This window comes from Micromonospora profundi, from assembly GCF_011927785.1.
Lineage (GTDB): Bacteria > Actinomycetota > Actinomycetes > Mycobacteriales > Micromonosporaceae > Micromonospora > Micromonospora profundi.
This window is the reverse complement of sequence record NZ_JAATJK010000001.1, coordinates 3,871,152-3,883,953: the sequence shown is the minus strand read 5'-3', so window position 1 is coordinate 3,883,953 and position 12,802 is coordinate 3,871,152. Positions and strand designations below refer to the sequence as shown.

The window sequence follows — 12,802 nt, the reverse complement described above, 5'->3', positions numbered from 1 at the left end:
GACCGGGCGCTGTCGTGTCAGCCGAGCAGCGCGGCCACCGCGTCGGCGACCGGAGTGTCCGCCGGCAACGCCTGCGCCGCCACCACCGCCGTCACCGGCAGCGGGCCGTACACGTGCGGAAACAACTGCCCGCCCCGCGACGGCTCCCAGCGCAGCGCGTCGCCCAGCGGCTGCTCGTCGACGCTGAGCAGTGTGAGCCCGGTGGCGCCGGTGAAGTGCCGTCGGGCTGTCTCCACCACCTGGTCGGCGGCGGACAGGTGGATGAAACCGTCCTGCCGGTCCACGGCCGAGCCGGTGAAGCTGCCGGAGGCCCGGGCATCGTCCCACTCGACTGTCGGCAACAGCTTGTAGATCATCTCCGCAGCCTACGTTGGCCGGTACGCGCGTTTCGGCCGTACCGCCGCCGACGCCGGTCGCGGCCCGGCATGCTCAGGTGGAGCGGCCGTGGAGGGATGGACGATGGCGAGCTACGACGACGACTGGACCGACACCCAGCGTGCGCTGTACGACGAGTGCTACCGGGCCGGCGGTGAGTGGGCCGAGGACCCGGACACCCCGTCCGACGACGTGCAGCATGTGATCAACCTGGCCGAGGCGGACGACGACGCCTTCAACGACGCCGAGATCGACTACCCACCTCTTGTCGACGCGGTCACCCAGGCCAGCGGAGTCGAGGTCACGAGCGTGCCGGCCCGCCACGACGATCCGGGGTTCCGGGGCTTCGCCGACGGCGTCCGGGACGCTGTCGCCGACGACGTCTTCGGTCTCTGATCGCGGGCGGCCGGGAGGCGGCCCTCCCGCTCGCAATGCCCTTCTGCGACCATTCGCAGGACGGCGCTGCGAGGGATGGAGGGCACGGGTGCGGATCCTGCTGGTGGAGGACGACCGTCGGGTGGCCGCAGCGCTCTCCTCCGCCCTCACCCGCCGCGGCTACGAGGTCGAGCACGCCGCCACCGTCGCCGCAGCGCTCTCCGCCGCCCCGTGCGACCTGGTGCTGCTCGACCTGACCCTGCCCGACGGAGATGGCACCGACCTGTGCCGGGAGTTGCGGCGGCGCAGCAACCAGCTCGGCATCATCGCGGTGACAGCGCGGGGCGAGGAACGCGACCGGGTGCTCGGCCTGCGCCTGGGCGCCGACGACTACGTGGTCAAGCCGTTCTCGATGGTCGAGTTGCAGGCGCGGATCGAGGCGGTGCTGCGACGGGCCGCGAACGCCGCCCCCGAGCGGCACCTCATCGAGGCGGGGACGGTACGCATCGACGTGGCTGCCCGCGCGGTGACCGTGGAGGGGCGTGCTGTCACGTTGACCCGCAAGGAGTTCGACGTGCTGCTGTCGCTGGCCCGCCAGCCGGGGGTGGCGGTGCCCCGCGACCGGATCCTGCTCGACGCCTGGGGCACCACCTGGGCCGACCGGCACACCGTCGAGGTGCACGTCGGGTCGTTGCGCGGCAAGCTGGGCGACCCGCGCCTGGTCGAGACGGTACGCGGGGTCGGCTACCGGTTGCGCGATGCGTGAGGGGCTGCCGTGCGCCGTCGACTGGTGATCAGCTACCTCCTGTTGATGGTGCTCGTCCTCGTCGCGTTGGAGAGCCCGCTGGCCATCACCCTGGCCAGTCGGGAGACCGAGCGGGTCCGCGCCGACCGGCTCGCCGACGCCACCCGGTTCGCCTCGCTGGCCGGGCCGGCGCTGCGCGGCGGCGTGCCCGGCCCGATCGCTGCGGAGCTGCGCAGCTACGACGAGTTGTACGGGATCGGCGCGGCCGTCGTCGACCGGGACCGGGACATCGTGGTCGGCTCGGCGCTCTGGCAGGCCGCCGATACCTCAACGGTCCTGGACACCGCGCTGTCCGGCCAGCAGGTCAGCGACCCCGATCTGGTGTGGCCCTGGTCGACCGGCCCGGTGGTGGTGGCGGTGCCGATCAACGACGGCGGCGAGGTGCTCGGCGCGGTGGTGATCGTGACGCCGGCCGACGAGATCCGACGGGCCGTCGTCACCTGGTGGCTGCTGCTCGCCGTGGCAGGCCTGCTCGTGGTGTTGGCGTGTGTCCTCACGGCGTTCGGGCTGGCCGGGTGGGTGCTGCGCCCGGTCACCGAGCTGGATGCGGTCACCCACGAGATCGCCGAGGGTGACCGGCGTGCCCGGGTGCAGCACCGGCTCGGCCCTCCGGAGCTGCGCCGGCTCGCGACGAGCTTCAACCACATGGCCGACGTGGTGTCCGACGTGATGGACCGGCAGCGCGCGTTCGTCGCGCACGCCAGCCACCAGCTGCGTAATCCTCTCACCGCGCTGCGGCTGCGGGTGGAGGAGCTCGGGCCCAGCCTCACCGACCCCGACGGGCGCTCCGAGCACCGGTTGGCGTTGGAGGAGACCGACCGGCTGGCGCTGGTGCTCGACGCCCTGCTCACCCTGGCCCGGGCCGAACGCGAGGAGAACGAGCGGGTCACGGTGGACGCCGCCGCGGTGGCCGCGTCCCGGGTGGCCGCGTGGACGCCGCTGGCCCGGCGTGAGTCGGTCACACTGCGGCTCGCCGTGACGGACGCTCCGGCGTACGCCCTGACCGTGCCGACCGCCGTCGACCAGGCGTTGGACGCCCTGATCGACAACGCGGTGAAGTTCAGCGGGGCAGGCGGGGTGGTGACGGTGGCGGTGGCGTACCAGGACGAGGGGGTGGCCCTGGAGGTGCGCGACACCGGCCCGGGGATGACCGAGAGTCAGCTCGGTCAGGCCACCGAGCGGTTCTGGCGGGCGCCGGACGCGCAGAACGTCGACGGCGCCGGGCTCGGCCTGACCATCGTCGCCGTGCTTGTGGACGCGTCCGACGGTCGGCTCACCATGCGGTCGGGAAAGCCGCAGGGGCTCGTTGCCGGCCTGTGGTTTCCAGCGCCCGCACCCGTACCGCCTGCGGACGCTGTGGACGAGGAGGACCTGGCGGTCGACCTGCGGCCCACCCCGGCGCGGTAGCGAATCAGGGTTTCGCCGCCCGGTACCAGGCGGCGGCACCGGGGTGCAGCGACAGCGGGGCGGTGGCGATCGCCGAGCGGGGGCTCATCCGCCCCGCCGCCGGATGCGCGGCGGCCAGCTCGGTCCGGCGTTCCATAAGCAGCCGGGTCACCTCCCGCACCAGGCGTTCCGGCAGGTCGGCCCGGACGATCAGATAGTTCGGGTTGGCCACCGTGGTCACGGACATCACGCCGTACACGGAGCGGGGGATGTCCCGGGAGACGTAGACCTGCCCGTAGCGGACGCGCAGCAGCTCGGTCCACTCACCGAGGTCCACGATCCGGGTGGCTCTCTGCCCAGCCAGGTCATCGATGCCCCGCACCGGCAGACCGCCGGAGAAGAAGAACGCGTCGATGCGTCCGGAGCGCAGCGCGGCCACCGAGTCGTCCAGCCCGAGACGCTCCCTGTGGACTCCGTCGGGGCCGCCGAGCGCGGCCACCTCCAGCAGTCGCATGGCGGTGATCTCGGTACCGGAGCCGGGTGCGCCCACGGAGACCCGCCGGCCGCGCAGGTCCTGGAGCGTGCGGACCGGCCCGCCGTCGGTAGTGACCAGGTGCAACTGGTCGTCGTACACCCGGGCGACCGCGTCCACCAACGGGACGTCCGCCGGGTTGGTGGGCAGCACGTCCGCCTGCGTGAAGCCCAGTTCGGCCGCACCGGAGCCGACCAGGCGGACGTTCTCCGCCGAGGCGGCGGTGACCACCACGGTGGCCCGTACCCCGGGCAGTTCCCGGTTGAGGATGGTCGCCAGGGACTGTCCGAACGCGTGGTAGACGGCGGTGGGGCTGCCGGTGGCGATGCGGATGGCCACGGGTTCGGCGCGGGCCTCCCGGCAGCCTGCGGGAAGGAAGGCCGCGATCAGCAACAGCGCGGCCGTTCCCGCGCGGCGGTGACCGACCCGGCCCGACGAGGTACGACTCACGCGGTGCACTGTGCGCCGTCGAGCGGCGGTGCGCAAGCTCGTCCCGGCGGCCGGTCGGCACGGCGGCGCGGCGTTGCCCGGTTCAGCCGGCGCGGAGTGTCACCTCCGACACCGTGCCGCGAGCCGCCTCCATCGACGCACTCCGCAGGATGCGCTCCCGGTCCGGGCCGTCGGCCACGCTCACCAGGCAGCAACCGGTACCCGCGCGGAGCACTGCCGGCACGTCCAACACGGCCGCGCCTCGGACCAGCACGGCGGCCAACTCCCGGTCGGTGATCCGTACGCCGAGGATGTGCCGCCGCACGTGTCGCCCGCCGGCCAGCAGCGCCGACCGCCACGCCGCCGCCGCGAGCCGGGACACCCACAGCCGACGGGCCGGCGAGGCGCCCGGCAGGGGACCGCCCAGCAGCTCCCGTCGGCCCTGCCACCAGCCGGCGTTCATGAGCCGGGTGTACGAGCCCCGGTGCGCCGGGGACACCTCGAGGCGGTGCAGTTCGTAGCGGCGGCGCAGACCGCCGACGGCCACCTCCTGGGTGACGGGGATGTCGAGGCGGCCGAGCAGTTGCCGCATCCGCTGGGCGGCGTCCTCCCTGTTGAATTCCACATACGGTGAGTGCGAGGGGAGCGCGGCAGCCGGCCGGGTGGTGGTGGGCGGTGCCGCGCAGCGCAGCAGGCAGGCGGCCTCGAACGCGTCGCCCAGGGTCAGCCAGTCCAGCGGAGGTGGTGTTGTCACCGGTGGGCGGGGCCGTTCGAGCAGAGCGGGATCGCGGGCCAACGGGGCTCCCTCGTCGGAGTCTGGGTTCCCCTACCGTGGCGTCTGCAGGGCCGTTGCGGAACCGTTGCCGCCCAGCCTTGAGGAAAATTTGCGGCAGCCGCCCCTACAGGTCGGTGACAACGAGGTCCACCTGCCGCATTCGGCCCGCGGTGGGTGCTTCCTCCTCGACTGTGTACTTCAGCTCGCGCAGCACCTCGACAAGCCCTGCGGCGGTTCGTGGCCGGGCCCCGGCGAGCAGCAGGTCACGGACCAGTCGACCCTTTGTGGCCTTGTTGAAGTGGCTCACCACCGAACGGACCGGCGCACCGTCGACGTCGCGCTCGTGCAACACCCGCACGGTGACGGTCCGCTCGGCCAGGTCGCCGCGGGGCGTCCAGGTCGCCGCGTACGCGCCGGAGCGCAGGTCCAGCACCGGGCCTCTGCCTGCCGCGCCGGCCAGGACCGACGCCAGCTCCCCGCGCCAGTACGCCGACAGCGCCCCGATGCCGGGCAGGCGCGCGCCGATGGGGCAGCGGTACGGCGGGATCCGGTCGGCGAGACGTACCGCGCCCCACAGCCCGGAGCTGACGAGGATCGACCGGCGTGCCGCCCGCTGCGCCTCCGCCGGCAGCGACGCCAGGTCCAGCGCCTCGTAGAGCACACCTGTGTAGATCTGCGCGGCCGGCGCGGTGGCGGCCACCCGCAGTCGGGCGTTGCGGCGCAGCTCGCCGCGCTGGCCCTCGCTGAGGCCGAGCGCGGCCCGGGCCGCCTCCTCGTCCGGCCCGTCGCTGAGCGTCACCAGCGCGTCGAGAACGCGCTCGCGGGCCGGGTTCAGCTCGGGCAGCGAGAGCTTGTCCGGGTTCCACCGTCGTCCGGTGCCGGCGTCGGCCTTCCCCTCCGAGGGCGGCAGCAGGATGAGCATCGGGGTCTCCTCGACGGGCGGTACGGCGCCCCACGCGCCGGCCCGGCCAGCGTACGACCCGTCGTTACCGCCAGGGCCGTACCGGGGTGTCGGGGTGGTACACGCGATAGCCACCGACCTCGCGCACGGGTGCGGAGTCGGGCCGGTCGGCGAGCAGGTGGCGCAGCCTCCGGTCCATCGGCGAGTCGGCCTCCACCACATAGCCCGGCCGCTCGGACCGCCCGACCTGCCGCCAGTACGGCCGGTAGCGGTTCTGCCCGGGGGACAGGTCGCCGTCGAGCACCCCGCACACCACCGTCTCGTCGGTGTTGAACACCAGCCGGTTGCAGGTCCAGTAGTCCCCGTACACCTCGTGGGGGCCGTGGGCGCGCAACGCGGCGGCCAACTCCCGGGCCTGGCGCTCCTCGGTCCTGGGCGCGGCGACGCCGGTGGTCGCGAAGAGCACTGTGACCACGAGCGTGGTCACCGTCAGCGCGACCAGTGCGGCGGTGGCCAGCGCGCCGATGAGCCGGCCGAGCGCGCCCACAGTGCCCCGCCAGGCGGCGACCGCCGCCAGCCAGAGGGGCCAGAGCACCGCCGGCAGCGACAGTTGCAGCACCGACAGGTAGCGGGCGTTGTCCAACGGGCTTGTCGCCGCGAGGGGGCTGCGTACGTACGACAGCAGTGTCAACGCCGCGCCGGCGACCAGCGCGAGGTGCACCACCGGCCCGACCCGCGTGCCGCGTGGCGTGTTCGTGGCCCGGCGGTACGCGAGCACCGCGAGCACGGCGGTGGCCACCAGCAGCACCGGGTAGAGCAGCCCGAACCACTGCTGCCAGCGGCCGCAGCCGTCCACCGGGCAGAGCCCGTGCGCCAGCGGCACCCCCTCCAACAGGCCACCCCGGATCCGTTCCGACCACTGCGGCATCGGGCCGGCCTTGGTGCTGACCTGCCGGAACACCGACAGGGAGTCCTCGCCCGGACCGGCCCGCAGGTTGTCCCAGAGCATCGGTGCCACGCCGACGGCGAAGCCCGCCACCAGCAGCAGACCGGACCAGCCGAGCAGGTCCCGCCGCAGCGCCCAGACCAGCGCCAGCCCGGCCACCGCCAGGTACGGCAGGATCAGCCAGTCCGACCAGGCGGACAGCCCGACGAGCAGGCCGAACAGGGCGACGGCCAGCCGGCGGTGGCGTACCGTCCCGGCGGCCAGCCCCACGGTGATCAGCAGCATCAGCAGCACCGCCGGCTTCACCTCCGGCCGCCCGCCGACGACGGTGAGCTGGTCGCGCACCACCCGTTCCGCCCCGAGCGCCAGCAGGCCCACGACGAGGACGGCGAACCACGGTGAGCAGATGCGTCGGGTGAGCCGGTAGATCAGGTAGAGGAACACCGCGTACAGGGCGAGCATCGGCAGCCGCAGCACCGGCCAGCTCGGCCCGGTCACCGCGAGCAGCGGCGCGGCGAGATACGACTCCAGCATGCCCATGTAGTGCTGGCCGTAGAGGAAGACCGGGCGCTCCCGACCCTGCCCGATGTGCAGGGCGGCCAGCCCGAAGGTCGCCTCGTCACTGTTCGACGACGGCACTGTGTACAGCGTGAGGACCAGCCGGTACCCGACGCCGATCAGCCCGAACAGCAGCGCGACGAGCGCCGGCCGGTCGAGTCGCGGACGCCACCGCCCACGGTGCAGCTCTGGATGTGACACGACCACGCCCCCGTCGTCGCTCCGACGGAGTGTTTCACGTTCGCCGGGGTCGCCGAGGTGGATCGCCGCAGCCGGGCCCGCTCGCGTGGCCGCTGCTGCCGACGTGTGGCAGGGTTGGCGGGTGCCACCCACTCCCGCCGGCCAGTTGGCCGTGCCGAACCTGCACCGGGCCGCGCGGATCGAGGACGCCGTGCACCAGCTCGTGGAGCGCCGGTTGCGGCGCACCGGCTGGCGCATGAACATCGTCGCGTACGCCGGCTACGGCCGCCCCGGTTGGGTACGCGTGATGTGCCGGGTGCTGCTGGGCCGTCCGGACACCCGTCAGCGGGGTCGCCTGGACAAGGTCCGCGGCTGGCGCAGCTTCACGACCCTGCCCGCCAAGCACGTCACGGTGCAGATCGAGGCCGGCGGGGTGCGGTGTGAGGCGCAGGCCGACCGCAGTGGCTTCGTCGACACGCTCGTCGAGGCCGATCTGCCGCCCGGCTGGGGTTCGGTGCGGCTCAGCGTGCCCGACGCCGAGCCGGTCGACGCGCCGGTGCGGATCCTCGACCCGGACGTCACGTTCGGCATCCTGTCCGACATCGACGACACGGTGATGGTGACCGCGCTGCCCCGGCCGCTGCTCGCCGCGTGGAACACCTTCGTCCTCGACGAGCACGCCCGCAACGCCGTGCCCGGCATGGCGGTCCTCTACGAGCGGCTTGTCACCGCCCACCCCGGCGCCCCGGTGTTCTACCTGTCCACCGGCGCGTGGAACGTCGCGCCGACGCTGACCCGGTTCCTCTCCCGGCATCTCTACCCGGCCGGGCCGCTGCTGCTCACCGACTGGGGTCCGACGGCCGACCGCTGGTTCCGCAGCGGCATGGAACACAAGCGCAGCACCCTGGCGCGGCTGGCCAAGGAGTTCCCCGACGTGAAGTGGCTGCTTGTCGGCGACGACGGCCAGCACGACCAGGAGATCTACCGCGAGTTCGCCGCCGCCCACCCGGAGAACGTCGCCGGGGTGGCGATCCGCAGGCTCTCCCCGACCCAGGCGGTGCTTGCCGGTAGCCTGCCGGCCCCGGCGGGCGCCTCGTCGGCGGGGCCGGTGGGGCAGAAGTGGCTGTCCGCGCCGGACGGCGCGGGGCTGTGGCAGTTGCTCCGCGACGCCGGCCTGGTCTGACGTCGGGTCAGTTCCTGCGGAGCCACACGGCACCCAGCGGGGGCACCTGGAGGGCCGCCGACGCCACCATTCCGTGCCACGGCACGTCTTCGGCGTGCACCGCGCCCAGGTTGCCCACGCCCGACCCGCCGTAGTGGTGGGCGTCGGTGTTGAGCACCTCGATCCACGTCCCGCCGGCCGGCAGGCCGATCCGGTAGTCGTGCAGCGGCTGGGCGGAGAAGTTCGCCACGCACACCAGCGTCGAGCCGTCCGGGGCGATCCGGATGAACGACACGGTGTTGTTGGCGACGTCGTCACCGGCGATCCAGCGGAACCCGGCCGGTTCGGTGTCCTGTGCCCAGAGCGCCGGCGTGTCCCGGTAGACCCGGTTCAGGTCGCCGACGAGCCGCTGCACGCCCGCGCGGGCGGGGTCGTGCAGCAGATACCAGTCGAGGCCGCGTTCCTCGCTCCACTCCCTGTCGTCGGCCAGCTCGGAGCCCATGAAGAGCAACTGCTTGCCGGGGTGCGCCCACATGTACGCCAGCAGCGCCCGTACGTTTGCCAGCCGCTGCCAGGTGTCGCCGGGCATCTTGCCGGCGAGCGAGCCCTTGCCGTGCACCACCTCGTCGTGGCTGATCGGCAGCACGTAGTTCTCGCTCCAGGCGTACGCCAGGGAGAACGTGAGCTGATGGTGGTGGTGCTGGCGGTAGATCGGGTCCTTCGAGGTGTAGAGCAGGGTGTCGTGCATCCAGCCCATGTTCCACTTGAACCCGAAGCCCAGCCCGCCCTCGGCCGTGGGCTGGGTGACCCCCGGCCAGGCCGTGGACTCCTCGGCGATCATGACGACGCCGGCGTGGTGCTTGTAGACCGTCGCGTTCACCTCCTGCAGGAACGCGATGGCCTCCAGGTTCTCCCGACCGCCGTACTTGTTGGGCGCCCACTCGCCGTGGTTGCGGGAGTAGTCCAGGTAGAGCATCGAGGCGACCGCGTCCACCCGCAGCCCATCGATGTGGAACTGGTCGCACCAGTAGAGCGCGTTGGCGACCAGGAAGTTGCGCACCTCGCGGCGGCCGAAGTCGAAGACGTACGTGCCCCAGTCGGGGTGCTCTCCGCGCCGCGGGTCGGGGTGCTCGTAGAGCGGGGTGCCGTCGAAGCGGGCCAGCGCCCACTCGTCCTTGGGGAAGTGGGCGGGAACCCAGTCCAAAAGTACGCCGATGCCTGCGGCGTGCAGCTCGTCGACGAGGTGGCGGAACTCGTCCGGGTCGCCGAAGCGGGACGTGGGCGCGTAGTAGCCGGTCACCTGGTAGCCCCAGGAACCGCCGAACGGGTGCTCCATGACGGGCAGGAACTCCACGTGCGTGAAGCCCAGTTCGGTGACGTACGCGGTGAGCTGCTCGGCCAACTCGCGGTAGCCCAGGCCGGGCCGCCACGAGCCGAGGTGCACCTCGTAGACGCTCATCGGCTCCTGGTGCGGCTGCCGCTCGGCGCGTCGGGCCAGCCAGTCCGCGTCGTTCCACCGGTACGTCGAGTGGTACACCACCGACGCGGTGGCCGGCGGCACCTCCGCGTACGCCGCCATGGGGTCGGCCTTGTCGCGCCACTGCCCGTCGGCGCCGAGGACCCGGAACTTGTAGCGGGCGCCGACGCGGGCATTGGGCACGAACAGCTCCCACACGCCGCTGGACCCGAGCGAGCGCATCGGCCACCCGTCGTCGGGCGCCCAGCCGGTGAAGTCGCCCACCACCCGCACGCCCCGGGCGTTGGGTGCCCACACGCTGAACGCCACGCCCTCGTCGAAGACCCGCGCGCCGAGCGCGTCCCACAGCCGCTCGTGCCGTCCCTCGCCGATGAGGTGCAGGTCCAGTTCGCCGAGGGTCGGCGGGTAGCGGTACGGGTCGTCGTGGACGGCCCCGTCGACCTCCACCCGGTAGTCGAGCACTGTGCCGTCGACCTGCGCCTCGAAGACGCCGACGTCGTGCACCCGCTTCATCGGGTAGCGCTCGTCGCCGACGAGCAGCACCACGTCGCCGGCACCCCGGCGCATCGTCCGGACCGTCGTCGAGGAGTCGGTCGGGTGCGCGCCGAGCAGTGCGTGCGGGTCGTGCGTCGCGCCGGTGATCAGCTGGTCCATCGGGCGTCCTTCGGGGCGGCGTCGGTCGGGGCGGCTGGTGCCGGGGTCGTCGGTGCGGTGCCGCCGGAGAGCTCGTCGGGCACCTCGGCGACGGTGAGGTCCGCCGGCTCGGCGCCCGCCGGTTCCGGCGTGGTCGGCGGGGTGGGGCGACGCACTGTCAGCACGTGCGCCGGTTGCAGGTACGGGTCGAGTCGCACGGCGTTGCGCTGACCCCAGTCGTAGCTGGTGCCGGTCAGCTCGTCGTGCACTGTGAACCGCTCGTGCCAGTCGAAGCCGAGCGCCGGCATGTCCAGTGTCGTGTTGCCCCACTGCACCTCGCGCGAGTCGAACGAGCAGACCACGATCACCGTGTTGCCGGTCGCCGGGTCGTGCTTGGACCAGCAGAGCAGCGCCGGGTTGTCGATCTCGTGGAACCGCAGGTTGCGCAGCTGGTGCAGGGCCGGGTTGTTCCGGCGTACCCGATTGAGGGTGGTCAGGAACGGTGCCAGCGAGCGGCCCTGCGCCTCTGCGGCGGCCCAGTCGCGGGGCCGCAGCTCGTACTTCTCGTTGTCCAGGTACTCCTCGGCGCCCGGTCGGGCCACGTGCTCGAAAAGCTCGTAGCCCGCGTACAGACCCCAGGAGGGGGACAGCAGCGCGGCAAGCACCGCCCGGATCTTGAACATCGGCGGGCCGCCGTGCTGCAACGACTCGTGCAGGATGTCCGGGGTGTTCGGCCAGAAGTTCGGCCGCATGTAGTCGGCCGACGCGACCAGTTCCTCGCAGTACTCCCGCATCTGCGCGGCCGTCGTGCGCCAGGTGAAATAGGTGTACGACTGCGTAAAGCCGATCTTGCCCAGCCCGTGCATGATCGCGGACCGGGTGAACGCCTCGGCCAGGAAGAGCACGTCCGGGTCGACGGTCTTGACCTCGGCGATCAGCCAGTGCCAGAAGTCGAACGGCTTGGTGTGCGGGTTGTCCACCCGGAAGATCCGGATGCCCTCGCCCACCCAGTGCAGCACCACCCGCAGCACCTCGGCCCGGATGCCCTCGGGGTCGTTGTCGAAGTTGACCGGGTAGATGTCCTGGTACTTCTTGGGCGGATTCTCCGCGTACGCGATGCTGCCGTCGGCCCGGGTGGTGAACCACTCCGGGTGCTCGGTGACCCACGGGTGGTCCGGCGCGCACTGCAACGCCAGGTCCATGGCGACTTCCAGGCCCTGCGCCGCCGCCGCCTCGATGAAGGCGCGGAAGTCCGCGGGCGTACCCAGGTCGGGGTGGATGGCGTCGTGGCCGCCCTCGGCGGCGCCGATGGCCCACGGCGAGCCCACGTCGTCGGGCTCGGCGGTGAGCGCGTTGTTGCGGCCCTTGCGGTTGATGCGGCCGATCGGGTGGATCGGCGGCAGGTAGAGCACGTCGAAGCCCATCGCGGCCACACCCGGCAGCCGGTCGGTCGCGGTGGCGAAGGTGCCCGACCGGCCGCCCGCCGCCCCTTCGGAGCGGGGGAAGAACTCGTACCAGGCCGAGTAGAGCGCCCGCTTGCGGTCAACCCAGATGGTGTACGCCTCACCGGCCGTCACCAGCTCCCGCACCGGGTGCTCCCAGAGCAGGTCGGCCAGGCTCAGCGCCGGCCCGACCCGCTGCGGCAGCGGCAGGTCGGTGTCGGCGAGCGCGGTGAGCGCGTCGGCGAGCCTGGGCCGGTCGCTCGCCGGCACGAGGTCCCGGGCGGCGGCGAGCACCCGCGTGCCCTCGGCCAGGTCGTTGGCCAACTCGGCCGGTCCCTGCCCGGCGGCGATCTTCTTGGTCACCGCGTTCTGCCAGGTCAAATACGGGTCCTGGAACGCCTCGACGGAGAACGTCCACTCGCCCACGGCGTCCGGCGTGATGGTGGCGTGCCAGCGGTCCTGGCCGGGCTCGCCGGGGCGCATCCGGGTGAACGGCCGGGTTTCGCCGTCCGGGCCGGCCCACACCACGTTGCAGCCCAGCGCGTCGTGCCCCTCCCGGTAGGCGCGTGCCGACACCGGAACCGGTTCGTCGACCACCGCCTTCGCCGGGTACCGCCCGCACGAGACGACGGGGGAGACGTCTTCGATCGGGAACCGTCCAGTCACCCCGCCAACCTACTGTGCGAGATCGGCTCGCGCGCGGCCAAGCAAGCCTGTCTCCCCCTGCGGCCGGGCCCGCGGTCGGTCTCACGTCCGGTCGGCCCCCGCTGCCGTCTGGTGGGCCGGTCCTGTCGGGTGGCGCGGTGGTGCCCTTTGGCGCGGTCCT

At 72.7% G+C, this 12,802-nt stretch carries 11 protein-coding genes; 4 read left to right on the top strand and 7 right to left on the bottom strand.

Translation table 11 applies throughout. From position 1 onward, the window contains the following. Nucleotides 1-17: 17 nt before the first annotated feature. Nucleotides 18-356 carry a DUF952 domain-containing protein gene (locus tag F4558_RS16985; RefSeq protein WP_167945102.1) on the bottom strand — a complete coding sequence of 113 codons (339 nt, stop codon included), beginning with the start codon at nucleotides 354-356 and terminating at the stop codon, nucleotides 18-20. Between the two features lie 103 nt (nucleotides 357-459). On the opposite strand from F4558_RS16985, the gene F4558_RS16980 reads away from it, so the two are divergent. The 3 genes from F4558_RS16980 to F4558_RS16970 all read left to right on the top strand — a co-directional run bounded on the left by F4558_RS16980 (nucleotide 460) and on the right by F4558_RS16970 (nucleotide 2,962). Beyond that, complete coding sequence (locus F4558_RS16980; protein WP_167945101.1) at nucleotides 460-771, top strand: hypothetical protein; 312 nt, start codon at nucleotides 460-462, stop codon at nucleotides 769-771. 88 nt (nucleotides 772-859) lie between these two features. Next, entirely contained in the window at nucleotides 860-1,516 is a 657-nt protein-coding gene (locus F4558_RS16975) for a response regulator transcription factor (RefSeq protein ID WP_053652713.1), read from the top strand. Nucleotides 1,517-1,525: 9 nt separating this feature from the next. Next, nucleotides 1,526-2,962: a sensor histidine kinase gene (locus F4558_RS16970; RefSeq protein WP_167945100.1), complete on the top strand. Its 1,437-nt coding sequence runs from the start codon at nucleotides 1,526-1,528 to the stop codon at nucleotides 2,960-2,962. A gap of 4 nt (nucleotides 2,963-2,966) precedes the next feature. On the opposite strand, the gene F4558_RS16965 is transcribed toward F4558_RS16970, so the two are convergent. The 4 genes from F4558_RS16965 to F4558_RS16950 all read right to left on the bottom strand — a co-directional run bounded on the left by F4558_RS16965 (nucleotide 2,967) and on the right by F4558_RS16950 (nucleotide 7,289). Continuing rightward, complete coding sequence (locus tag F4558_RS16965; RefSeq protein WP_053652711.1) at nucleotides 2,967-3,923, bottom strand: TAXI family TRAP transporter solute-binding subunit; 957 nt, start codon at nucleotides 3,921-3,923, stop codon at nucleotides 2,967-2,969. A gap of 82 nt (nucleotides 3,924-4,005) precedes the next feature. After that, complete coding sequence (locus F4558_RS16960) at nucleotides 4,006-4,698, bottom strand: hypothetical protein (RefSeq protein WP_167945099.1); 693 nt, start codon at nucleotides 4,696-4,698, stop codon at nucleotides 4,006-4,008. A gap of 103 nt (nucleotides 4,699-4,801) precedes the next feature. After that, complete coding sequence (gene yaaA / locus F4558_RS16955) at nucleotides 4,802-5,599, bottom strand: peroxide stress protein YaaA (protein WP_167945098.1); 798 nt, start codon at nucleotides 5,597-5,599, stop codon at nucleotides 4,802-4,804. Between the two features lie 64 nt (nucleotides 5,600-5,663). Beyond that, on the bottom strand, nucleotides 5,664-7,289 hold the full coding sequence (locus F4558_RS16950; RefSeq protein WP_376767529.1) for an ArnT family glycosyltransferase: 1,626 nt from the start codon (nucleotides 7,287-7,289) through the stop codon (nucleotides 5,664-5,666). A gap of 115 nt (nucleotides 7,290-7,404) precedes the next feature. Between F4558_RS16950 and F4558_RS16945 the strand changes: the two genes are divergently transcribed. Then, entirely contained in the window at nucleotides 7,405-8,445 is a 1,041-nt protein-coding gene (locus tag F4558_RS16945; protein WP_167945096.1) for an App1 family protein phosphatidate phosphatase, read from the top strand. 7 nt (nucleotides 8,446-8,452) lie between these two features. Here F4558_RS16945 and glgB read toward each other — a convergent pair whose 3' ends face one another. Further along, the gene (gene glgB / locus F4558_RS16940) at nucleotides 8,453-10,555 is read right to left on the bottom strand and encodes a 1,4-alpha-glucan branching protein GlgB (protein ID WP_167945095.1); all 2,103 of its coding nucleotides are present in this window, start codon (nucleotides 10,553-10,555) and stop codon (nucleotides 8,453-8,455) included. Then, the gene (locus F4558_RS16935; RefSeq protein WP_167945094.1) at nucleotides 10,543-12,642 is read right to left on the bottom strand and encodes an alpha-1,4-glucan--maltose-1-phosphate maltosyltransferase; all 2,100 of its coding nucleotides are present in this window, start codon (nucleotides 12,640-12,642) and stop codon (nucleotides 10,543-10,545) included. The genes glgB and F4558_RS16935 overlap by 13 nt, the downstream gene beginning before the upstream one ends. Between the last annotated feature and the right edge of the window lie 160 nt (nucleotides 12,643-12,802).